We start from the raw sequence: 21,999 nt of genomic DNA on the forward strand, positions 1-21,999 counted from the left end.
CCGCACATCGGGGCTATGACCAAAGAAGCCCCCTTGCGCGCCGCCATCGTTCCCGTGACCCCGTTCGAGCAGAACTGTTCGCTGGTCTGGTGTACGAAGACCATGAAGGGCGCGCTGATCGATCCTGGTGGCGATCTCGACAAGCTCAAGGATGCGGTGGCTCGCGCGGGCGTCACGCTTGAGAAGATCCTGATTACCCATGGCCATGCCGATCATTGCGGGCAGGCTGGAATACTCGCCGAAGAGCTGGGCCTTCCTATCGAAGGCCCGCACGAGGCAGACCGGTTCTGGATTTCGCGGCTCGACGAGGATGGCCCGCGCTTTGGGATCGCAACCAAGGTGTTCGAGCCGACCCGCTGGCTGAAGGACGGCGACACCGTCAGCGTTGGGGAGGTCACCTTCGAGGTGATCCATTGCCCCGGCCACACGCCTGGCCACGTGGTGTTCTTCCACCGCGAAACCAGTTTCGCCTTCGTTGGCGACGTGCTGTTCGCAGGATCGATCGGGCGGACTGATTTCCCCATGAGCAACCATCAGGACCTGCTTGATGCGATTACCGGCAAGCTGTGGCCCTTGGGCGACAATGTGACCTTCGTGCCTGGCCATGGCCCGCATTCGACCTTCGGGGCCGAGCGCAAGAGCAACCCTTATGTGGGCGACGCGGCTGTCAGATAAGTCCGAACGCGGCGAGCAGCGCTGCTGCAATCAGTCCGAGCAGCGGCAGGAAGGTCAGCGCCATGCCGGCCTGGCGCAAGGGGCCGGCGATGTCGGCATCCATGCCGAGCCCATGGCTGACCCGCCCGATGAGGAAAAGGCTTGCTGTCAGCGCCAGCGGCCATCCGGCATGCCCGGAAAGCTCGAGCCCCAACACGAGGAGAAGCGCGAAGGGGGTGTACTCCACGAAGTTTGCCTGGGCGCGCATGCGCTTCAGGAGAAGAGGATGTCCGCCGTCGCCGTGCATCGCCTTGGCTTCGATGCGCGCCTTGCCACAGCGGATCGCCAGCCACAGGTTAATGAGCGCGGCCACCCCAAGAGCGCCGAGCGAGATTGGAAGTTGAGCCATTGAATGCGCTTTCCCGTGAGGTGGGTATGGAATAAACCGCACAGGCCGTGCTTGCAACCTGCCCAGAAACCGCTATAGCGCGCGCCTTCGCCGCACTGCCAGGCACCTTCATTTTCTCTCACGCTTGCGTGGGCTGAACGCTTGGCCTAGTGCGCTGGCAACATTATTTGACGATTTAAGGAACAGGTGCCGCCATGGCTGTCCCTAAGAGAAAAGTTTCGCCGCATCGCCGTGGCAATCGGCGCTCTCACGATTCGCTGAAGGTCGAGGCCTTCCACGAATGCAACAACTGTGGCGAGCTCAAGCGCCCGCACAACCTTTGCCCGCACTGCGGCTTCTACAACGGTCGCGAGATCGTTTCGGTCGGGCTGTAAAGCCACCCACGAGTAACAGGGGTTTTCGGCATGAGTCTTCCGCGTATCGCGATCGATGCGATGGGCGGGGACGAGGGCGTGCGCGTGATGATCTCAGGCGCGGCGCTTGCGCGTCGCCGTCATGAGCAGTTCAAGTTCTTGCTGGTCGGCGATGAATCCCGCATCAGCAAGGCCTTGGAAGCGCACCCGAATATGCGCGAAGCCTCCGAAATCCTCCATTGCGAGGATGTGGTGGCGGGCGATGAAAAGCCCAGCCGCGCGTTGCGTCGCGCCAAGACCACCTCGATGGGCCTCGCCATTCAGGCCGTGAAAGAAGGCAAGTGTGGCGCCGCCGTCAGCGGCGGCAACACCGGCGCGTTGATGGCGATGAGCAAGCTCGCGCTGCGCACCATGCCCGGTATCGACCGGCCCGCGCTTGCAGCGCTCATGCCGACGCTCGAAGAGCACGACGTGATCATGCTCGATCTCGGGGCCAACACCGAATGCGATGCACGCAATCTCGTTCAGTTCGCGGTTATGGGCGCGGCCTATTCGCGCATCGTTTGCGCCAATGAAGCACCGCGTGTGCGCCTGCTGAACATCGGCACCGAAGACACCAAGGGCACCGACAAGCTTCAGGACGCGGCCCAGTTCCTGCGTGATGCGACTGGGCTGGCCATGCGTTTCGAGGGCTATGTCGAGGCCGACAAGATCAACCGCGGCGATGTCGACGTGGTGGTGACCGACGGCTTCTCGGGCAATATCGCCTTGAAGGCTATCGAGGGTTCGGCCCGTTTCGTGACCGACTTGCTGAAAACGGCGTTCCGCTCGTCGATTCGCTCGAAGATCGGCTTCCTTATTTCGCGCCCTGCGACCGAACTGCTGCGCCATCATCTCGACCCGAACAACCACAATGGCGGCGTCTTCCTTGGCCTCAACGGGGTTATCGTGAAGTCGCACGGCAGTGCCAATGCCCAAGGCGTGGCCAATGCCGTCGCCGTCGCTGCGCGCCTGCTCGAAGATGATCTGACCACACGCATCGCCGCCGATCTCGCCGCGCTCGACGATCGCGCGTTGAAGGGCAATGGCACCGCAGCAGCGCAGGGGCAGGGACAGCAATAATGATGCGTTCGGTTCTGATCGGCACCGGTTCGGCCTTGCCGGAGCGGTGTGTCACCAATGAAGAGCTGGCCGAGAAGGTCGACACCAGCGATGAGTGGATTCGCGAGCGCACTGGCATCCGGCAGCGCTATCTGGCAGCCGAGGGGGAAACTACCTCGAGCCTCGCGACCGCCGCTGCGCGCGCTGCGCTGGCCGATGCGGGTGTGGGCATCGACGGGATCGACCTCATCGTGCTGGCCACCTGCACGCCCGACCAGACCTTTCCCGCTACCGCCACCAAGGTCCAGCATGCGCTGGGTGGGGCCCGCTTTCCGGCCTTCGATGTCGCCGCAGTCTGTTCCGGTTTTCTTTACGCGATGAGCACTGCCGATGCCATGTTGCGCACCGGTATGGCGCGCCGGGCGCTAGTGATCGGCGCGGAAACGATGAGCCGCGTGCTCGATTGGGATGACCGTGGCACTTGCGTTCTGTTTGGCGACGGAGCGGGGGCTTTCGTACTTGAGGCGCGCGAGGTGGCAGAGGATGGTCCCGGCGTGCTTGCCAGCCGCCTTCATGCCGATGGCGCGCATAACGATCTGCTTTATGTGGATGGCGGTCCTTCGACCAGTGAGATGGTGGGCCATTTGCGGATGAAGGGGCGCGAAGTGTTCCGCCACGCAGTAAAGAACCTCGCCGAGGTGCTCGAAGAGGTGCTGGCGGAGGCGCAGGTCCCTGCCAGTGCACTTGATTGGGTGGTGCCGCATCAGGCGAACCTGCGCATTCTCGATGCCACCGCGCGCAAGCTCGGACTGGCGATGGATCAGGTGGTGGTGACCGTTGATCGCCATGCCAACACATCGGCAGCCTCGGTTCCGCTCGCCTTCGACGTCGCTCGCCGCGACGGCCGAATCCAGCCGGGACAGCTCGTCATGCTTGAGGCAATGGGGGGCGGGTTCACCTGGGGTGCAACATTGTTGCGTGTTTGACCTGTAGATAGGGGAAATTTCCTGCGCTTTTCCTTGCTATCCGTCAGTCTTTGCCCCAAGAGGCGCTCGGGGTAGTCAAACACAGCGATAGGAATGGGCGCATGGTAAATATGCGATCCGTCGGCACCCTCACCAGGGCCGATCTGGCAGAAACGATCAATCACAAGATGGGCTTTTCGCGGGCTGAAAGTCTCGCGCTGGTAGAGGAAATCCTCACCAAGATGTGCGATGCGATGGCCGATGGCGAGAACGTGAAGATTTCGGGCTTTGGCAGTTTCGTGCTGCGCGACAAGAAAGAACGGATCGGACGCAATCCGAAGACCGGCGTCGAAGTACCGATTACCCCGCGGCGCGTGCTGACCTTCCGCGCGAGCCAGAAGCTGAAGGACAGGATCGCTTCAAGCTGATGACAGAAATGCACGGACAGGTCCGTTTCAGCGACGGAAAGGCACCCGGCGCAATGCGAACCATCGGCGAAGTCTGCGAAGCGCTCGGCCTCAAGCCGCATGTACTGCGCTACTGGGAACAGCAATTCCCGATGCTCACCCCGCTCAAGCGCAGCGGCGGGCGCCGACTCTACCGCGCCGAAGATGTTGCCTTGGTTAGCCGTATCGACAAGCTCGTCAATGAAGAAGGCTATACGCTAAAGGGCGCGCGCAACGTGCTCGAGGGCAAGCAGCCTGATGCCGACAATGCTACCGCACGGCGCCGCCCATCGGCACAGAAGGCACCGACGGATGATAATCTGCTCGGGGAGTTGCAGGCCGTCCGTGCCAAGCTTGCCCGCAGCCTGGATAACTAAGCCCAGACGCCAATTGGCGTCATTCAGCTTACGCCGAGGGGACCCAGTTCGGGATCGAGGTCGCGTGGCCGCGCGAAATGCACGATGCGGCCGCAGCCCGGTGCGCAATCGGCCCAGTTGTCGATGGCGAGATCGAGCACGGCAAAGCCAGCGGTGGGGAACTTCGCGAGCACTTCGCTGAACAGCGCATTCTCGTTGGTCGCCCCGACAAGGTCGAGCGCGAGTTCCTGCAGGCCAGGGTTGTGCCCTGCCAGCATCACTGCCGCAGGATCGCCCTCGATGGCGGTGAGCATACCCATCAGCGTGGTGCTGTCAGCGAGATAGGCTGCATCGACGAATTCGACCGGCACGGCCAACGCGCTCGATTCAAGCGTAAGCCGGATGCGCTTGGCTGGGCTCGCCAGCACACGGTCCCACTTCGCTCCGTATTCGGAGATATGGCGACCCATCAGAGCCGCCCCGCGCCGGCCACGCGCATTAAGCCCGCGGTCGAAATCGCGCAGGCTCATGTCGTCCCAGTCGGACTTGGCATGGCGGAACAGGCCCAGCCGCTTCACCTTGGCCACTCTCCTTGCTCTGCCGCCGGATGCGGCATGGTTGTGTCGAGCGACAAAAGACCCTCTCCGAGCCGTTGTAAAGCGTCCTCAAGAGTCAACCGTGTGACCGGAACGCCTGGCGGAAAGGCCGTCAGCAGGCGCGAGGGGAAAGCTGGCGAAAGCACGACAAAGTGGCCGAAGTCGTCACGGCTGCGGATCAACCGTCCGAACGCCTGCGCGAGGCGGGCGCGGATCACGCGGTCGTCGTAGGCGCTGCCGCCGCCTGCCGCGCGGCGGGCGCGGTGGAGGATGCTCGGCTTGGACCAGGGCACCTGCTCCATCACCACGCAGCGCAGCGATTGCCCCGGCACGTCGACCCCGTCGCGCAGGGCATCGGTGCCGAGCAAGGAGGCGTGCGGATCGTCACGAAAGATGTCGACCAGCGTGCCGGTGTCGATTGGATCGACATGCTGGGCATAGAGCGGCAGGCCTGCGCGCGCGAGCCGGTCGGCGATGCGGCCGTGTACGCTGCGCAGGCGGCGGATCGCGGTGAACAGTCCGAGCACGCCCCCACCGCAGGTCTCGATAATCCGGGCATAGGCTCCGGCGAGCGCGGCAAGGTCGCCCTTGGGCACATCGGTGACGATCAGGATCTCGGCCCGCGCGGCATAGTCGAACGGGCTGCTGGCGGCGATGCGTTCGGTCGCGAGGCCGAGGTGGGTGGCGCCCGAGCGGGCCACGGCTTCGTCCCAGTCCGGCCCTTCGGCATCGCGGTCGCACAGGGTGGCGCTGGTCAGCATCACCCCGTGCGCGCCTTCGAGCACCGTTTGTGCGAAGGGCTGCATCGGGTCGAGGAAGTGGCGATAAAGCCCGACATCGTATTCGCGCGCATCGCCGCGCGCCACGGCGAGCCAATCGACGAATTGCGGGTCGGTCGGGCCGCCCAATCGTTCAAGCATGGCCTGCCACGAGGCCAGCGTGTCGATCCGCCAGACGAGCGAATGGCGCGCGCCCTCGATCCGCGCCCGGCCTTGCCCGTCGAGCCAGTCCGGGCCTTCTTCCAGCAGCGCCTCCAGCCGCAGGCCGAGCTTGATCAAGGGCTGCCGGATCGCGGCGAGCGCGGCCGAGCCCTCCTGTGCCAACTCCACCAGCGGGCCGTCGAGCTGGGCGGCCTCGGTTTCGATGCCGTAGCCTGCTTCCTGTCCGCCGCTTTCGTCGCGCGCATAGGTGACCGCGCGGATCGCGCCGAGCAGCGTTTCGATGGGGCCGGACGGCGCACTTTCGGCCAGCCGGTCAAGCCAGCCCGAACCGGGCAGGGCCTCGGCGGCATGGCGCGCTGCCTCTACCGCGTCTCCGGCTTCGTCGTCATAGCTCGCGACATCGGCGAGCCGCGCGGAAAGCCCGCGACGCCTGCCTTTGGAGCCGCGCTCGGGGCCGATGATCCAGCGCCGCAGTTCGATCGCCTCCATCCCGCTGAGTGCGGCGGAGAAGGTCGAATCGGCGGCGTCGAAGACGTGGTGGCCTTCGTCGAACACGATCCGCGTCGGGCGCTGCGCCGTATCGCGACCGCGCGCGGCGTTGATCATCACCAGCGCGTGGTTGGCGATCACAAGATCGGCCTGCGCCGAGGCCCGCGAGGCGCGCTCGATGAAGCATTTGCGGAAATGCGGGCACCCGGCATAGATGCATTCGCCGCGCTGGTCGGTAAGCGAGCGGATCGCGCGCTGGCGGAACAGCGTGCCGAGCCAACCGGGCAGGTCGCCGCCGATCATGTCGCCGTCCTGGCTATAGGCGGCCCAGCGCGCCACCAGTTGCGCGAGGATCGCGGGGCGGCCCGAGAAGCCGCCTTGCAGAGCGTCTTCGAGATTGAGCAAGCACAGATAGTTCTCGCGACCCTTGCGCACGACCACCGGCTGGCTGCCATCGGGCCTGCGTTCGGGCCAGGCGCGGCGGCTCTCCTCGCGCAGCTGCCGCTGTAGGTTCTTGGTGTAGGTCGAGACCCAGACCGTGCCGTGCGAGTTTTCCGACCAGAGCGAAGCGGGGGCGAGATAGCCAAGCGTCTTGCCGATGCCGGTGCCCGCCTGCGCCAGCAGCAGGTGCGGCTGTCCGCGTGCGAGCCGGGGCGCGAAGACGTGCGCGGCCTTACGTGAATAGAGGCGTTGCCCTTCGCGCCGCTCGGCCTCGCTGCCGGTCAGCACCGCAAGCCGCTGTTCGACTGCGTCCTCCGCCAGCGTGACCTGCGCCGGTTGCGGGCGTTCGGCGGCCTCTTCCCATTCGGGCAGGCGCGCGAACAGCCAGCGTTCGGCGCGTTCTGGCTTGGCCACATGTGGGGCGAGTACCGGAGCCCAGGTCCAGCGCAGCCGGACGAGCGATTGCAGCACGCTCCACGCGCCTTCGCGTTCCGCCCAGTCGGAGGCTTCGCACTGCGCGAGCAACGTGCCTGCCGCGCGCTGGAGAAATGTGGGCACCTCGGCATCGCTGGCAGGCTCTTCCAGCTCCAGCGCATGGGCGAGCCCGCGCGGGGTCGGCACACAGAAGCGCGCCGGGTGGACGAAGGCGAACAGCTCCAGCAGGTCGAGCCCGGAAAGATCAGGGTAGCCCAGCCGCGTCGCCACCAGCGGCGCGTTGAGCACCAGGTTAGGCGTATCGGCCGCCGCCATCACCGCTTGCCCGCGCCCGATCTGCGCGGTGTCGCCGCTAGCACCGCGCTGCCAGCAGCCCGAGTGGCTTGCATGCAGCGCGGGAAGGGGAAGGGGCTCGGCCATCAGCCCGACCCTAGAGGCAATCGGAACGAATGGTAAACGCCAGTGGCGCGGTTTTCGTCAGCTCTTGCGCGGCTCGCAGGTCCAGCTGGCCGGATTGTTGGTGTCACCTTCGCCCTTGTAATGCGCCACGTTGGGCCAAGCGCAATGCGGGCGGGTGAGCGAGCCATCGTCCTTTGTTCCGATCAGCCGTTCGGGCGCGGTGCCGCCGCTGGCCCACTCGTCCATCGCGCCCAGATAGTCGACCAGGTCCGCGCCCGGTCCACCCTGGCAGTGGCCGACGCCGGGGAGCAGGAAATAGCGGAACTGGTCGTTCGCCTGCGGGTTCGCGCCGAGCACCTGTAACGCGTAGTCGGTCGAGCCGACGGGGCTGGGGCCGGGATCGCTCTCGCCGTGCCACAGCATTAGCTTGCCGCCGCGTTCGAAGAAGGCCGAGAGGTCAGGGCTCTTCGCCTCGTATATTTCGGCAAAAGGGCTGGCGCGCACGGCGAGATAGTCGGAATTGTCTAAGCTGGCCAAGGTGGGGCTCTCGCCGCGCTCGAAGAACAACGGGAACAGGTTGCCGAGGCCACCACCGCCGGTGGGATCCTCGCCCGAACCGTCGGTGGCCATGAACAGCGACCATCCAGCCTCGCCGCCACGGCTCATCGGAAACATCGACCAGCTCTCGTCCGACGCGCGCTGGCCCGAATAGACCTGCTTGAGCGCGTTGACCTGCGGCCCCGAAAGGCAGCTTTCATCCTTCTCGCCCGTGCACTGCAGCTTCGCCGGATCGAAAGTGCATGCGCGCGGATCGTTGATCAGCCCATCTTCGAGCCCGTCGTTGCCGTCGCAGGCGGCGAGCGCGGCATCCTGCACCAGTTGCAGCTCGACCGGGGTGAAGCCCGCAGCGCCGTCATCCTGCGCAAAGGTCTGGTTGCGGAACACCGCGCTGGTCTGCACCTGCAAGGTATAGACGGGCGCACCGGCGATGATCGCGTCGTAATCCTCTGGGTAACGCTGCGCCTCCATCAGCGCCATGCGTCCGCCGGTGGAGCAGCCGTTGAAGTAGGCGCTCTCGTGTGCGGTGCCATAGAGGCTAGCGGCGACCTGTTTGCCCGCAACGGTCATCTCGTGGACGGCGCGGTGGCTGAAGTCTTCCGCCGCAACCGGCTTTTCGGCCACCCAGTCATTGGCCCACACATTGGTTCCGGCATTGCCGCCATTGGTCTGCATGGTGGCGAAGTTTTTGGCGAGCCCGTCTGCCGCGGCCTCGATCGTGACGTTCCCGGCCCAGCCACCACCACCGATTCCCAGAAGCTTGCCGTTCCATTCCGAGGGCAGGCGATAGACGACGCCGATGGCGGAGCCTTCGACCGGCGAGAGCGTGGCGGTGATCTCGCAATGGGCGGGCAGGCCTTCCGCCGCATCGACCCAGGTGGCCGTGCCTTCGCCGGTGCCAAGGGTGGAGACGTCGAAAGCGCTGCAGGCATCGGCGCTGGTGGCAATCAGCGCCGATGCTTCGGCCTCGGGCTCTGCTGGCGAGCAGGCCGTCAGGGCCAAGGTGGCAAGGCTGATCGATGCGGCTAGTTCTTTGATGCGGTTCACGTCCCACTCCAACTGCGGCCCCGTTGAGGCGGGGCTGTCATTCCCCCCGCGCCAGCTCGCTCGGGCAAGCTGGCGCGGAGTTTGGGTGAGGAATGGCACAGCTTTCGGCCGAGGCCAAGACAGCTAGGCCGCTTAGGTCACTTTCAATTGGTCGAGGCGGCTTTGGCGGTATCGTCGCCGGTGCTGCCCCGGTCCAGCGACAGGGCTTCGGGGAACATATTGGTGACGATAGGGAAAGGGATGTCGATCTCGGCTTCGTCCAGCTCGCGCTTGATCGCATAGATCACGTCGCGCTGGACGAGGAAATGGTTCTCGCGGTCGGTGTCGACCCACCAGCGGACCAGAAAATCGATCGAGCTGCCGCCGAATGCGCGGGGGAACGCATCGACGCTCTTCTCTTTCGAAATGCTTGCGACCGACTCGAGCGCGCGCAGGATGGCGGCCTCCGCTTCGGGCAGGCTGCAATCGTAGGATACGCCGACCATCAGGTCATACCGGCGCACCGGCTGGTCGGTGTGAATCTTCACCGCGTTCTTGAAGATCATGGAGTTGGGAAGGATCGTCAGCTCGCCCGAGAACTGGCGGATATGGGTTTCACGCAGGGTGATCTTCTCGACCGTTCCGCTCACCCCTTCGGCATCGACCCAGTCGCCGATGTTCATCTTGTCGCGCAGCATGATCAGCACGCCGGCGAGGAAATTCTCGAAGATATCCTGAAAGGCAAAACCGATGGCGAGCGCGCCCACGCCGAGCCCTGCAATAAGGCCTGCGGGAGTGAACCCGGGAACGGCCACCGCTGCCGCTATGAGCAGGCCGACAATCCAGATGAACAGCTTCACCGCAGTTGCGGTCAGTTTCTTGAGATCGGTGCGGACCTGGGTGTGGCCGACGATCCGGTCGGCGATCCGCACGGCAAACTTGGCGACCAACCAGGTCAGGATGAGTACGATGAAGGCCAGCGCGAGATTGGGGAGGATGGCGATAAATCCCATCCACATGGCTTCGACCTGATCCGTAATCGTCTTGACGTAGTTCAACTGCGGCCCCTCTTGGTGACGGTAAATTCCCTTTCCCAACGAGGCGGGCAGCGCCGGGTTCCGAAATGGCCTTCGCGCTTGCGAAAGCGCCCGTAATCCGCAAAGGGCCTAGGCCTATGTTCAGCCCCGATCTCATTGCCGCCGCCCGTTCGTCCAAAGCCTGGCCGTTTCAGGAGGCGCAGCGGCTCGCCAAACGTTTCCGTAACGGCAAGACCGGCGCGGACGGATCGCCCGAGCCCGTGGTGTTCGAAACCGGCTATGGCCCCTCGGGCCTGCCGCATATCGGCACCTTTCAGGAAGTGCTGCGCACCACGCTGGTGCGCCGGGCTTACGAGATCGTGGCCGCTGCCGAAGACGGCACGCCTGCGCCGACACGTCTGGTTGCCTTTTCGGATGACATGGACGGCCTGCGCAAGGTGCCCGACAACCTGCCCAATCAGGCGCTGCTCACGGAAAACCTAGGCAAGCCGCTGAGCCGCATTCCCGATCCCTTCGAGAAGTACGAAAGCTTCGCGCATCACAACAATGCGAAGTTGCGCGAATTCCTCGATCAGTTTGGGTTCGACTACGAGTTCATCGCCGCCTCCGACCGCTACAACTCCGGCGAGTTTGACGAGGCGCTCAAGCAGGTCTTGCGCAAGTACGACGATATTCAGGCGATCATGCTGCCCACACTACGCGAAGAGCGCCGCCAGACCTATTCGCCCGTACTCCCGATCAGCGCGAAGAGCGGGATCGTGCTGCAAGTGCCGATCGAGGTGGTCGATGCCGAGGCCGGGATCGTCCGCTTCGAGGATGAGGGCGAGATGGTTGAGCAGTCGATCCTTGGAGGCCAGTCGAAGCTGCAATGGAAGGTCGACTGGGCGATGCGCTGGTATGCGCTCGGCGTCGACTACGAGATGTGCGGCAAGGATCTGACCGACTCTGTCACCCAGTCGGGCAAGATCGTGCAGGTGCTTGGCGGGCGCAAGCCTGAGGGCATGATCTACGAGCTGTTCCTCGATGCCAATGGCGAGAAGATTTCCAAGTCCAAGGGCAACGGCCTCACCATCGAGGAATGGCTGACCTACGGCAGCGAGGAGAGCCTCGGGCACTATCTCTACGCCAACCCGAAGAGTGCCAAGCAGCTCCACGTCGGCGTGATCCCCAAGGCGGTCGACGAATACTGGCAGTTCCGCGCCGCCATCCCCGGCCAGCCGGTGGAAAAGCAGCTCGGCAACCCGGCCTGGCACCTGCTGCGCGCGGAGAGCCCCGATCAGGTTCAGCCGCCGCACGGCGCGGGCGACAGCCTACCGGTGACCTTCGGCCTGCTGCTCAACCTTGTCGGCGTTCTGGGTGCCGGGGCGACCGACGAGCAGGTCTGGTCATACCTCGGCAACTATGTCGAAGACGCCAGCGCCGAGAGCCATCCGGACCTTGCGCGGCTGGTCGCGGCGGCGCTTGCCTACAACCGCGACTTCGTGGCTCCCACGCTGTCGCGGCGGGCTCCGGCTGCGAACGAGGCAGAGGCTTTGCGCGCGCTCGATGCCTATCTGGCGGAGGTCGATCCGGCCACCAGCGCCGAGGATCTGCAAACGCAGGTCTACGAGATCGGCAAGCAGGAGCAGTACGGGTTCGAGAACCTGCGTGACTGGTTCAAGGCGCTTTACGAGACGCTGCTGGGATCGGCACAGGGACCGCGCATGGGCAGCTTCATTGCGCTTTACGGCGTGGAGAACTCGCGCAAACTGATCGCCGAGGCGCTGGCGCGCGCGTAACCTGTTTAAGAGGCCGTGCATAACCCGTTCGTCCTGAGGAGGGCACGAAGCCGCAGGCTGAGCGCCCATCTCGAAGGACCGGCGCGAAGGATCAGCGCGTGTGGTTCGAGGCGGGTACTCGGTCTTCGACCTCGTCCTCTCCTCACCACGAACGGATGGGGCGCATGACGCTATCTGCTCTCAGGTCCAAGTCTTGGTGCGATACCACTTGGTGATCACGTATTTGCAGCCCGTGATCACCGGGCGGCCCGCGTGCAGCGTATCGAGATTGGTGTGTCCGTCGGGCTTGGCGTTGTTCCAGATCAGCAGGACGCCCGGCTTGGGCTCGATGGCAATATCCAGCTCGACGAAATCGGTGGTACCGCCAGCCTCGACCTCGTTCAGGAACACCATGGTGGTGAAGCTGCGCTGCCCGCCGCGCGCCATTTCCATGTCCCAGTAGCTGGTGCCGTAATGGAACCAGTCGCAGTGCGGCTGGAACTCCTGCCCCGGCATATAGCGCTGCCCCTGGATCGTTTCGCCGAATTCGGGATCGATCCCGAGCAGGTCGTCGATCCGGCGGCTGATCTTGCGGATGAACGGATCGTTCGGATCGACATCGCCCGAATAGCTGGTGCGGTAGCCTTCCGAATAGTCGACGTCGAACACGTAGGAGGGCTTGGCCACAGCGTCGATCAGCGCCCGCATCTTCGTGCATTCCTCGGCGCTCATGAAGTCGCCCACGGCGAACAGCTCGGCCTTGTCGGTGGGCACCTTGTAGACGGCTGGGTTGGCCGCCAGTCGCTCGCGCACCTGCGCGCCGATGCGGCGCAGTGCGGGCAGGTCGGCGTTCTCGGCGTAGGGGCTCTTGGTCTGGCTCATCACGCAGCGATCTATTCCCAAGTCGCGCCACGAAGGCAAGCGCTGCGCCCATGCGGTCGAGCCCCCCACCCGAAGATGAGGGGCTCGCATCGCCGGTCACTCGCACTGGCGATGGAACGGGCGTATCACCAGAAGAAGTCGTGGATCACGTCGACCACTTCGCCGGTGTGCATGTCGACCAGCAGCACATCGTCGTAATAACGCACCCAGCGATAGGGTCCGTAAACCGAGGGCAGGCGATACTGCCACGGGTCGTTGATCCAGTAGCGGTTCGAATAGAACGGGCTATCGAGATGGATGCCGATGCTCAGGCGGCGATAGCTGTAGTTGCGATAGGGCGAATAGTAGCGGCCCAGCCGGTACAGCCTGCGGTTCTGATGGCGATAGCGGTTCCAGTCGTAACGCCGGTCACGCCGCCAGTTTTGCCGGTCCCAGCGGCGATAGTCGCGCCTCGCCTCGCGATAGTCCCGGCGATAATCGCGGTCGCTGCGATAGTCGCGGTTGCGGTTGTGGTCGCGATAGTCGCGATTGCGATCACGGTCTCGATAATCCCGGCGATCATTGTTGCGCCAGCGGTCGCGATCACGGCGGTCATTGTCACGCCAGCGATTGTCCTGCCGATCGCGCCAGCTTTGGGCGTTTTGGCCAAGCTCGCGCAGGGTTCCTACAGGCCGGTCACCCTGCCGCTCGGCGCGGTTGGCCCAGCCTTCGGAGCGCTCCTGAACGCGTGCGGCGCGGTTCTCGCCGCGGTTTTCGATCCGGGCGGCCTGGCGTTCGGCGCTTCGATCGACACGGCGCGCCTCCTGGCGGGCCTCGCGCATCGCCTGCGAGGCTTCCGTGCGCTCCTGCCGCCAGCCCGATGCGGACCGATTGCCCTGATTCCCACGATTGGCCTCGCGGCGGATGCTGCCCGAGCGGTTGGCGGCTGTGCCGCGATTGTTCGGGCGGTCTTCCCACTGCCGATCCTGCGCCGCCACGGGCGCGCTCAGCGTTGGCAGGGCGAGCGCAATGGCGACGGCGGCAAGCCCGCTCGATTTAAGAAGTCTGGCGATAAGCATGGTGTGAACTCCCGTCTGGACCATACCGCCCGAGTGCCGCGGTGAGGTTGTTTCCTTAAGCGCCGTTTTACCCATTCAGCCTGTCCGTTAACTGAACCGTGCGATAACCTTAACGTTTGTGTCGGCAAAGCGGCCCTTCGCCGGCGTGTCGGGATGCAACACGTGCCGTCTTTTTCGCCCGCAACTGGACGGCGGCCCGTGCAGGTCATAGAGCGCCATCATGCAGATATTCGGACCGCTCGCACGCTGGCTCGGCAAGAAGGTGCCGGATGATCTCGCGCGGGTTGACGACTGGACCCGCCGGGTTGCCACAATGGTCTCGGCGGTGCTGATCGGTCTGGTGGCGCTGGTCTTCGCCACGGTGGGCGACGGGGCGCAGGATCTGTTCCTCGATCTCACCGCCGAATACGGCTGGCTGCCATTGGTGCTGACGCCGGTGATGTTCGTGCTGATCGCGCTGCTCACGCGCAAGCTGGCACCCGAAGCACGCGGATCGGGCATTCCGCAGGTGATCGCAGCGGGCCGCCATCCCGATAGCGAGCAGACGCTGAAGCTGGTGTCGCTGCGCGCGGCGCTGGCGAAGATGGTGCTGACCGTGATGTCGCTGTTCGGCGGAGCTTCGGTCGGGCGCGAGGGGCCGACCGTGCAACTGGGCGCGGCGCTGATGGTGGCGGTGCACCGCGCCTTGCGCGTGAAGGTCAGCGCCGGGGTGCTGATCGCGGGAGGCGCGGCTGGCGTGGCCGCGGCTTTCAACACTCCGCTGGCGGGTATTGCCTTCGCCATCGAGGAACTGGCCGTTGCTTACGAACAGCGCGTGGCCGTACTGGTGATGGGCGCGGTGATGATTGCCGGTCTGACGGCGCAGGGGCTGGCGGGCAACTATGTCTATTTCGGCGAGATCGAAGGTTCTTTGCCGGTTACCTCGATCCTGATCGCGGCTCCGCTGGCGGGATTGGTCGGCGGCATTCTTGGCGGCCTGTTTTCGCGCCTGATGCTGGCCCTGCGCGGGCCGGACGGACGCTGGACTTCGCTGCTCGGCCAGCGTCCGCTGGTGACGGCGCTGGTCTGCGGCATCATCGTGGGCGTGCTGGGCTTCCTGACCGCCGGGCAGGTGTCGGGCACCGGATACGAAGCGACGCAGGCGCTGCTGGCGGGTGAGGAGGGCGACCTGTGGTTCGGCCCGGCCAAATTCGTCGCCGCGCTGGCGACCAGTGTGAGCGGCATTCCGGGCGGCATCTTCGCACCGTCTCTGGCGGCGGGTTCGGGCTTCGGGCACCTGCTGACGGTGCTGTTTCCGAGCGATCAGGCCGGGTTGATCGTGCTGATGGGCATGGCGGGATATTTCACCGGGGTGGTGCGAGCGCCGCTGACCACGGTGATCATTCTGAGCGAGACTACGGGCATGAGCGGAGCCATCGTGCCGCTGTTCGCCACCGCGCTGATCGGCGATTGGGCCGGATCGACGGTGTGCAAGGAGCGGCTTTATCACGCGCTGGCGAAGGATTTTCTGCCGAAGGGTGAGGCGAAGGCGGCCTGATCCGGACCCGGCACACGGCCTCCCATATCGTCGCCCCGGACTTGATCCGGGGCTGGGCTACTCTTTGGCAAACCAGACATCCCACAGGTCGCGCCAATCAGGATTCTCGTCCTCAATCAGTGCAAACTTCCATCCGCGCCGCCAGCGTTTGATCCGCTTTTCGCGGATGATGGCCTGTTCGATGTCGTCATGTCGTTCGGCGTAGACCAGCCTTGTCTTAGCCCTTTCGGCCACGTGCGCGGAACCTCCGCCGTGCCGGTGCTGGTGAACGCGTCGGACAAGGTCAGACGAGACACCAACATACACCCCGCCACGATAGCGGTTTGCCATGATATAAACCCAACCGCCCTTCTTCATGCGACAAGGGTCTCGCGGTGTCCAAGCCAAGAATAGCCCGATCCCGGCTCAAGGCCGGGATGACGAAGGCGGGTAATTGTCGCCCCGGGCCTGATCCGGAGCCGGACTTAAACTCAGCGCGTCAGCTTCTTGTACGCCACCCGGCTAGGCCGGTCGGCGGCATCGCCCAGACGGCGGCGCTTGTCTTCCTCGTAGGCTTCGAAGTTGCCCTCGAACCACTCCACGTGGCTGTTGCCCTCGAAGGCCAGAATGTGCGTCGCCAGACGGTCAAGGAAGAAGCGGTCGTGGCTGATGACCACGGCGCAGCCGGCGAAGTTCTCGATCGCCTCTTCCAGCGCGCCCAGCGTTTCCACGTCGAGGTCGTTGGTCGGTTCGTCGAGCAACAACACGTTGCCGCCCTGCTTCAGCATCTTGGCCATGTGCACGCGGTTGCGCTCGCCGCCCGACAGCTTGCCGACGTTCTTCTGCTGGTCGGCGCCCTTGAAGTTGAACGCGCCGACATAGGCACGCGTGCTCATGTCCTGGCCGTTGACCTTCATGTAGTCGAGACCGTCCGAAATCTCCTCCCACACGTTGTGCTTGGGATCGAGATGGTCGCGGCTCTGGTCGACATAGCCCAGCCGCACGGTCGAGCCCATTTCGACGGAGCCGCTGTCAGGCTCTTCCTTGCCGGTGAGGATCTTGAACAGCGTCGACTTACCCGCGCCGTTCGGCCCGATCACGCCGACAATTCCGCCCGGCGGAAGCATGAAGGAAAGGTCTTCGAACAATAGCTTGTCGCCATAGGCCTTCGAGATGTTGTTCACCTCGATCACCTTGCCGCCGAGGCGCTCGGGTACCTGAATGACGATCTGCGCCTTGCCGATGCCGCGGTTGTCCTGGCTGTTCTGTAGCTCCTCGAACTTGCGGATACGTGCCTTGCTCTTGGTCTGGCGGGCCGACGGGGTCTGCCGGATCCACTCGAGCTCGCGCGTCAGCGCCTTCTGCTTGCCGCTTTCCTCGCGGCTTTCCTGCTCGAGACGCTTGGCCTTCTTCTCGAGGTAGGTCGAGTAGTTGCCCTCGTAGGGATAGTAGGAACCGCGGTCGAGTTCGAGGATCCATTCGACCACGTTATCGAGGAAGTAGCGGTCGTGGGTGATCATCAGCACCGCGCCGGCATATTCCTTAAGGTGGTTTTCGAGCCACTTTACGCTTTCGGCGTCGAGGTGGTTGGTCGGTTCGTCGAGCAGCAGGATCGAGGGCTTCTGGATGAGCAGCCGGGTCAGCGCCACGCGGCGCTTTTCACCGCCCGACAGGTCGGTGACGGGCCAGTCGCCCGGCGGGCAGCGCAGCGCTTCCATCGCCACTTCGAGCTGATTGTCGAGCGTCCACCCGTCGACCGCGTCGATCTTGGCCTGCAACTCGCCCATTTCTTCCATCAGCGCGTCGAAATCGGTGTCGTCCTTCGGGTCGCCCATTTCAGCCGAAATGGCGTTAAAGCGCTCGACTAGGTCGGCCACTTCGCGCGCGCCGTCCTTGACGTTTTCGAGCACGGTCTTGCTCTCGTCCAGCTCCGGCTCCTGTTCGAGGTAGCCGACAGTGATGTTCTCGCCCGGCCAGGCTTCGCCGGTGAAGTCCTTGTCGATGCCGGCCATGATCTTGATCAGGGTCGACTTACCCGCGCCGTTGGGGCCGACGATGCCGATCTTGGCACCTTGGTAAAACTGGAGGTTGATATTCGAGAGCACCGGCTTTTGCGCACCGGGGAAGGTCTTGGTCATGTCCTTCATGACAAATGCGTATTGGGCGGCCATCTGGGGTCCTTCGAGCTCGGTGTTATCGGGGAATGAGTTGGGGCGCGAAATAGGCGTAGATCGGCCTCTCGGCAAGGTGCTTGCGCAGCTCGGCCTGTGCGGGCTATTGGCAGGTGGTGTCAAATGAAACTATATCACCTGCGCGCGACGAAACGCGCCACACTCTGCTCGAAGATGCCTATGCGCTGGTGACGGGCGCATGGCTGATCGCTTTCGGGCTGGTGTTGATGAAAGCGGCAGGGATCGTGACCGCGGGCGTTGCCGGGTTGGCGCTGCTGGCGAGTTATCATGTCCCGCTGGGGGTGGGGCTGCTGTTTTTCCTCATCAACATCCCGTTTTTCCTGATCGGGCTGATGAAGCTGGGCCGGGCCTTCATGGTGCGTACGATTATCGCCTGCGGGCTGATCTTCGTCTTTGCGGCCATAACCCGCACGTCGCTGGACATCGCGACAATCCACCCGGCCTTCGCCGCGCTGGGCGGAGGTACCGTGTCAGGCCTCGGCCTGCTGGCGCTGCTGCGGCACAAGACCGGGGTGGGCGGGGTGAACATCATCGCCGTGTGGATGCAGAATTCGCGCGGGTGGAGCGTGGGGCGGATGCACATGGCGCTAGATGCGATAATCCTGCTGGTAGCGCTGTCGTCGCTCGATCTCGCTTCGTTCGGCTGGTCGGTGCTGAGCATGTTGGCGATCAACATGACACTGGTCGTCTGGCACCGCCCGGGGCGCTATACCGGGCATTAGGCTTGCCTTCGCTGACCTTTGCCGTGCTAAGATGACGCTCACGGCAAAGGGAGATACAGTTTTGGGTAGAAGCGCGCTTGTTTCCACGGTCGCGATGTTGCTGGCGTCCTGCGCGAAGCAGGAGCTTCCCGCGCCCGAGCTGGAAAGCCGGGTGATACCGATCATTACCGAAGGCGGCGTAACCTTCCGCGATCTTGACCGCGACGGCGCGCTCACGCCATATGAGGACTGGCGCCTTGCCCCCGCCGAACGGGCCAAGGATCTCGCCGCGCGCATGACGCTCGAAGAAAAGGCAGGGTTGATGGTCGTCGCCACGCTCCCAGCTAACGCGCCTCCGGGCGAGCCTGCCAGCGGCTACGACATTGCCGCGCTGACCGAGGCCATGGGTAAGGCCCGCGCGACGCACTTCATTTCGCGCCTCGCCACCGAAAACCGCGCGCTGGCCGAAGCCAACAACGCGGTGCAGGAAGCCGCTGAGGGGCACCGTCTGGGCGTCCCCGCGCTGATCATGACCGATCCGCGCCACGGCTACACCGAACTGGCAGGCGCAAGCGTGGCGGGCGGCCAGTTCAGCCAGTGGCCCAACGGCGTGGCACTGGGCGCGCTTGACGATCCCGACTTCGCGCGCAGCTATGCGGAACTTGTGCGGGATGACCTGCGCGCGGTGGGCTTTGCCATGCTACTCGGCCCGCAGATCGACGTTGCGAGCGAGCCGCGCTGGCCGCGCAACTTCGATACCTTGGGGGAAGATCCGCAGGTCTCGGCGCGCGTGGGGCGGGCGCTGGTCGAAGGCTTGCAGGGCGGACCCGCCGGAGTTCAGCCGGGTGGCGTCGCTGCGACCATCAAGCATTTTGCCGGCTATTCCGCTTCGTCGACCGGGTTCGATGCGCATAACTATTATGGCCGGATGGCGAAGCTGAACATCACCGAGTGGCAGCAGGCGATCATCCCATTCACCGCCGCGCTGGAGGCAAAGCCCTCGGGCGTGATGCCTGCCTATTCGATCATCGAGGAACTGGAGCTGCGCGGGAAGAAGCTCGAGCCGGTGGGCGTCGCCTACCAGAAGGTGATCCTGACGGACATCCTGCGCGATCAGCTCCATTTCGATGGCGTGATCCTGTCCGACTGGGCAATCACCGCCGACTGCAACGAGCGCTGCATTGAGGGCGCGCCCGAGGGTGAGGAGCCCAGCTTCGCCGATATCTCCACCGGCTGGGGCGTACAGGAGCTGACCCGGCCCGAACGCTTCGCCAAGGCGCTTGATGCCGGGGTCGACCAGTTCGGCGGGGTCGACGATCCTGCACCTTTGCTTGAGGCGGTGCGGCTCGGCCTGGTGAGCGAGGAGCGGATCGACGAATCGGTCCGGCGCATCCTTACACAGAGCTTTGCCTTGGGCCTGTTCGAAGATCCCTATGTCGATCCCGCCCGCGCCGAGGCCGAGGTGGGCACGGCGGAGGAGAAGGCGCGTGGGCGCGAGGCCATGGCGCTGAGCATGGTCACGCTCGAAAACGATGGCTCGCTGCCGCTGAAGCAGGGCGCGAAGGTGCTGCTTTCCGGCCTGTCGGACGAGGCGGTGGAGGCAGCGGGGCTGGTGCCTGTGAGCGATCCCGCTGAGGCGGACTTCGCAATCCTGCGCACCCGCAGCCCGTCGGAAATGCTGCACCCCGGCTATGTGTTCGGGGCCATGCATCAGGAGGGCAGCCTTGCCTTCCCCGAAGACCACGAGGCGCTGCAATTCATGGAGAGCCTGCCCGAAGGCCTGCCGCTGGTGGCCGATGTGCAGCTAGACCGGCCCGCGATCCTCACCCCGTTCAAGCCCCGCGCCAACGTGCTGCTCGCCAGCTTCGGTGCGAGCGACGTGGCGCTGCTTGACGTGCTGATGGGAGCGGTCAGCCCACGCGGCAAGCTGCCGTTCGAACTGCCGGTGTCGATGGCAGCGGTCGAGGCGCAGCGGCCCGGTGCTCCGGCCGATAGCGAGGCTCCGCTCTATGCGCTGGGGTATCGCTGGCAGGCGCCTAGCCAGTGAAGCCGTTCTTGCGGTAAACCTCTGTACCACGGCGGAAAACTACCAGCTTTTCCAGCGTCACCGGGTGGAAGAAAGCCTCCAGCACCTGCCCCTGCTGGTTGCGAGCATAGACCTCGTAGCAATCGCCCTCGATGCGCGTCTCGATGATCTCCCAGCGTTCGAGCCAGGCGGCTTTCTTGAGGTCGTTGACCGGCTTCCAGTTCTCGCGCGGTCCGCCCGAACAGATGACATCGCCATCGGCCAGAGCGGGCTGGGCCACGCCGAGGGCGGCTCCGGCGATAGTAAGCGAGGCGGCGAGGCGGAGGTGGATGGTCATGCGAGGTGTTCCTTTTCTCTGGCCTTCTTCCGGGCGCGGCGGTTGCGTTTGATCACGCCGCGCAGTGCCCACAAGATAAGTAGCGGCGCAAGGTGAACCAGCGCTGGCCCCGCGTTGTTGTCGAGCCAGTACCAGTGCAGCGCGCCAATCAGCACCGCACCATAGACCGCATACTGCACGCGCTGCCACCACGGGCCAAGCACCTTCACCGCCCAGTCGGCGCTGATCGTGGCGGCGGCGAGCATCAGCGCGAAGCTCAGCCAGCCCGTCCAGATACCAGGCAGCCAGAACTCGTCGAGGATCGGTCCGATCGCGGCCATGTCCATCACGTAGAACACGAGGTGCAGCAGCCCGTAGATGAAGGCCGCGACCCCGATGTTGCGGCGCAGCGCCAGCCAGCCAAGCAGGAACCGGTTGCGCCCGAAAATCGCGATTAGCGGGCCGACCATCAGCGCCAGCACCATCAGCCGCAAGGCCAGCTCGCCGGTGGGGTGCAGCAACTTGAAGGCGAAGGTTTCGCCGCTCGCCAGCTGATAGAGCATCAGCAGCGCGGGCAGGGCGAGCAGGAGCCAGACCAGTGGGCGCAGCTTGCCAATCACACCTGCGCCCACTTGCGCAGGAGATTGTGATAGACGTGGATCAACCGGTCGATATCGGGATCGTCCTTGGCCTTGCCCGGCGTCAGCGCGCGGATCGAGCAATCGAGATCGTAAAGCAGCGCGCGGGCATCGGCATCGGGCACCGCGCTTTGAATCCAGGTGATCGCGCAGACGCGCTGGCCCCTTGTCACCGGGGTAACCTGATGCAGCGATGACGAAGGATAGAGCACCATATCGCCCGCCGCGAGCTTCACGGCCTGCGCGCCGAACGGCGTTTCGGCCAGCAGTTCGCCGCCGTCATAGTCATCCGGTTCGGTTAGGAAGATGGTGGCCGAAAGATCGCTGCGCACCGTCAGGTTCGCTTCGGGCAGACGCATCAGCGCGGCGTCGGAATGGGTGCCGTAGTGCCCGCCATCGCGATAGCAGTTGAACACCGGCGGCCAAATCTTCTCCGCCAAGCTCGCCGAGACGAATTCGGGATGCTGACCAAGCTTGCGCAGGATCGCATTGCCCAGTTCCTGCGCCAGCGGATCGGTGCGCGGTAATTGCAGGTTCTGCTTCACCGCCACCGAGCGTGTGCCCGCCGTGTCGGCGCCATCGAGCCAGCCCGATCCGTCGAGCTTGGTGCGCAGCGTAGCGACCTCGTCCTTGGTGAGCAGGTTTTCGATGACGATCAGCATGATGATGCCTTTAGGAAAGGAGTGGGGCGGCCGCAATCGCCGCCG

Annotated in this window: 22 protein-coding genes; 10 read left to right on the forward strand and 12 right to left on the reverse strand. The window is 64.6% G+C overall.

Annotation, left to right across the window (positions count from 1 at the left end; all coding sequences use genetic code 11):
- Positions 1 to 15: 15 nt before the first annotated feature.
- A complete protein-coding gene (locus ABDJ38_RS07550; protein WP_346784475.1) occupies positions 16 to 675 on the forward strand; it encodes an MBL fold metallo-hydrolase in 660 nt (219 codons plus the stop codon).
- On the opposite strand, the gene ABDJ38_RS07555 is transcribed toward ABDJ38_RS07550, so the two are convergent.
- On the reverse strand, positions 668 to 1,063 hold the full coding sequence (locus ABDJ38_RS07555; protein ID WP_488167848.1) for an MAPEG family protein: 396 nt from the start codon (positions 1,061 to 1,063) through the stop codon (positions 668 to 670). The genes ABDJ38_RS07550 and ABDJ38_RS07555 overlap by 8 nt on opposite strands.
- Before the next feature lie 194 nt (positions 1,064 to 1,257).
- Here ABDJ38_RS07555 and rpmF point away from each other — a divergent pair, with 194 nt between their 5' ends.
- From rpmF to ABDJ38_RS07580, 5 genes are all read left to right on the forward strand, one after another.
- The gene (rpmF, locus tag ABDJ38_RS07560; protein WP_137678909.1) at positions 1,258 to 1,437 is read left to right on the forward strand and encodes a 50S ribosomal protein L32; all 180 of its coding nucleotides are present in this window, start codon (positions 1,258 to 1,260) and stop codon (positions 1,435 to 1,437) included.
- Between the two features lie 30 nt (positions 1,438 to 1,467).
- Entirely contained in the window at positions 1,468 to 2,538 is a 1,071-nt protein-coding gene (gene plsX, locus ABDJ38_RS07565; protein WP_346784477.1) for a phosphate acyltransferase PlsX, read from the forward strand.
- A complete protein-coding gene (locus tag ABDJ38_RS07570; RefSeq protein ID WP_346784478.1) occupies positions 2,538 to 3,503 on the forward strand; it encodes a beta-ketoacyl-ACP synthase III in 966 nt (321 codons plus the stop codon). Before plsX ends, ABDJ38_RS07570 begins: the two co-directional genes overlap by 1 nt.
- Before the next feature lie 110 nt (positions 3,504 to 3,613).
- Positions 3,614 to 3,910, forward strand: coding sequence for an integration host factor subunit alpha (locus ABDJ38_RS07575; RefSeq protein WP_488167849.1), 297 nt, complete (start codon positions 3,614 to 3,616; stop codon positions 3,908 to 3,910).
- 53 nt (positions 3,911 to 3,963) lie between these two features.
- Positions 3,964 to 4,305: a MerR family transcriptional regulator gene (locus ABDJ38_RS07580; protein WP_429771092.1), complete on the forward strand. Its 342-nt coding sequence runs from the start codon at positions 3,964 to 3,966 to the stop codon at positions 4,303 to 4,305.
- 23 nt (positions 4,306 to 4,328) lie between these two features.
- Here ABDJ38_RS07580 and ABDJ38_RS07585 read toward each other — a convergent pair whose 3' ends face one another.
- The 4 genes from ABDJ38_RS07585 to ABDJ38_RS07600 all read right to left on the reverse strand — a co-directional run bounded on the left by ABDJ38_RS07585 (position 4,329) and on the right by ABDJ38_RS07600 (position 10,227).
- A complete protein-coding gene (locus tag ABDJ38_RS07585) occupies positions 4,329 to 4,871 on the reverse strand; it encodes a SixA phosphatase family protein (RefSeq protein WP_346784481.1) in 543 nt (180 codons plus the stop codon).
- Positions 4,859 to 7,606: an ATP-dependent DNA helicase gene (locus ABDJ38_RS07590; protein ID WP_346784482.1), complete on the reverse strand. Its 2,748-nt coding sequence runs from the start codon at positions 7,604 to 7,606 to the stop codon at positions 4,859 to 4,861. Before ABDJ38_RS07590 ends, ABDJ38_RS07585 begins: the two co-directional genes overlap by 13 nt.
- Positions 7,607 to 7,663: 57 nt before the next feature.
- The gene (locus ABDJ38_RS07595) at positions 7,664 to 9,190 is read right to left on the reverse strand and encodes a tannase/feruloyl esterase family alpha/beta hydrolase (RefSeq protein ID WP_346784483.1); all 1,527 of its coding nucleotides are present in this window, start codon (positions 9,188 to 9,190) and stop codon (positions 7,664 to 7,666) included.
- A 143-nt stretch (positions 9,191 to 9,333) separates the two neighbouring features.
- Complete coding sequence (locus ABDJ38_RS07600) at positions 9,334 to 10,227, reverse strand: mechanosensitive ion channel family protein (protein WP_346784484.1); 894 nt, start codon at positions 10,225 to 10,227, stop codon at positions 9,334 to 9,336.
- Between the two features lie 116 nt (positions 10,228 to 10,343).
- Between ABDJ38_RS07600 and ABDJ38_RS07605 the strand changes: the two genes are divergently transcribed.
- Positions 10,344 to 11,984: a lysine--tRNA ligase gene (locus ABDJ38_RS07605; protein ID WP_346784485.1), complete on the forward strand. Its 1,641-nt coding sequence runs from the start codon at positions 10,344 to 10,346 to the stop codon at positions 11,982 to 11,984.
- A gap of 180 nt (positions 11,985 to 12,164) precedes the next feature.
- On the opposite strand, the gene ABDJ38_RS07610 is transcribed toward ABDJ38_RS07605, so the two are convergent.
- Together ABDJ38_RS07610 and ABDJ38_RS07615 are read right to left on the reverse strand one after the other, a co-directional pair.
- Positions 12,165 to 12,845, reverse strand: a complete 681-nt coding sequence (locus tag ABDJ38_RS07610) for a prolyl hydroxylase family protein (protein ID WP_346784486.1) — start codon at positions 12,843 to 12,845, stop codon at positions 12,165 to 12,167.
- Positions 12,846 to 12,970: 125 nt separating this feature from the next.
- Positions 12,971 to 13,903, reverse strand: coding sequence for an RcnB family protein (locus ABDJ38_RS07615; RefSeq protein ID WP_346784487.1), 933 nt, complete (start codon positions 13,901 to 13,903; stop codon positions 12,971 to 12,973).
- A gap of 220 nt (positions 13,904 to 14,123) precedes the next feature.
- Here ABDJ38_RS07615 and ABDJ38_RS07620 point away from each other — a divergent pair, with 220 nt between their 5' ends.
- Positions 14,124 to 15,440, forward strand: a complete 1,317-nt coding sequence (locus tag ABDJ38_RS07620; RefSeq protein ID WP_346784488.1) for a chloride channel protein — start codon at positions 14,124 to 14,126, stop codon at positions 15,438 to 15,440.
- Between the two features lie 57 nt (positions 15,441 to 15,497).
- Here the strand turns inward: ABDJ38_RS07620 and ABDJ38_RS07625 are convergent, their stop codons facing one another.
- Both ABDJ38_RS07625 and ettA read right to left on the reverse strand, forming a co-directional pair.
- Positions 15,498 to 15,797 (reverse strand): GIY-YIG nuclease family protein, encoded by a 300-nt coding sequence (locus ABDJ38_RS07625; RefSeq protein ID WP_346784489.1) that lies wholly within the window; start codon positions 15,795 to 15,797, stop codon positions 15,498 to 15,500.
- A 113-nt stretch (positions 15,798 to 15,910) separates the two neighbouring features.
- Complete coding sequence (ettA, locus tag ABDJ38_RS07630; protein WP_346784490.1) at positions 15,911 to 17,590, reverse strand: energy-dependent translational throttle protein EttA; 1,680 nt, start codon at positions 17,588 to 17,590, stop codon at positions 15,911 to 15,913.
- Positions 17,591 to 17,706: 116 nt separating this feature from the next.
- Between ettA and ABDJ38_RS07635 the strand changes: the two genes are divergently transcribed.
- Together ABDJ38_RS07635 and ABDJ38_RS07640 are read left to right on the forward strand one after the other, a co-directional pair.
- Positions 17,707 to 18,333 carry a YitT family protein gene (locus ABDJ38_RS07635; protein WP_346784491.1) on the forward strand — a complete coding sequence of 209 codons (627 nt, stop codon included), beginning with the start codon at positions 17,707 to 17,709 and terminating at the stop codon, positions 18,331 to 18,333.
- A 61-nt stretch (positions 18,334 to 18,394) separates the two neighbouring features.
- A complete protein-coding gene (locus tag ABDJ38_RS07640) occupies positions 18,395 to 20,359 on the forward strand; it encodes a glycoside hydrolase family 3 protein (protein WP_346784492.1) in 1,965 nt (654 codons plus the stop codon).
- On the opposite strand, the gene ABDJ38_RS07645 is transcribed toward ABDJ38_RS07640, so the two are convergent.
- From ABDJ38_RS07645 to ABDJ38_RS07655, 3 genes are read right to left on the reverse strand one after another with little or no spacing between them, the layout of a single operon-like run.
- Positions 20,349 to 20,675: a PepSY domain-containing protein gene (locus ABDJ38_RS07645; RefSeq protein WP_346784493.1), complete on the reverse strand. Its 327-nt coding sequence runs from the start codon at positions 20,673 to 20,675 to the stop codon at positions 20,349 to 20,351. The two genes, ABDJ38_RS07640 and ABDJ38_RS07645, sit on opposite strands and share 11 nt — an antisense overlap.
- Entirely contained in the window at positions 20,672 to 21,274 is a 603-nt protein-coding gene (locus ABDJ38_RS07650) for a ferric reductase-like transmembrane domain-containing protein (RefSeq protein ID WP_346784494.1), read from the reverse strand. Before ABDJ38_RS07650 ends, ABDJ38_RS07645 begins: the two co-directional genes overlap by 4 nt.
- Entirely contained in the window at positions 21,271 to 21,954 is a 684-nt protein-coding gene (locus ABDJ38_RS07655; protein ID WP_346784495.1) for a Fe2+-dependent dioxygenase, read from the reverse strand. Before ABDJ38_RS07655 ends, ABDJ38_RS07650 begins: the two co-directional genes overlap by 4 nt.
- Between the last annotated feature and the right edge of the window lie 45 nt (positions 21,955 to 21,999).

Origin of the sequence: Aurantiacibacter flavus (assembly GCF_039710615.1) — a bacterium.
Lineage (GTDB): Bacteria > Pseudomonadota > Alphaproteobacteria > Sphingomonadales > Sphingomonadaceae > Alteraurantiacibacter > Alteraurantiacibacter flavus.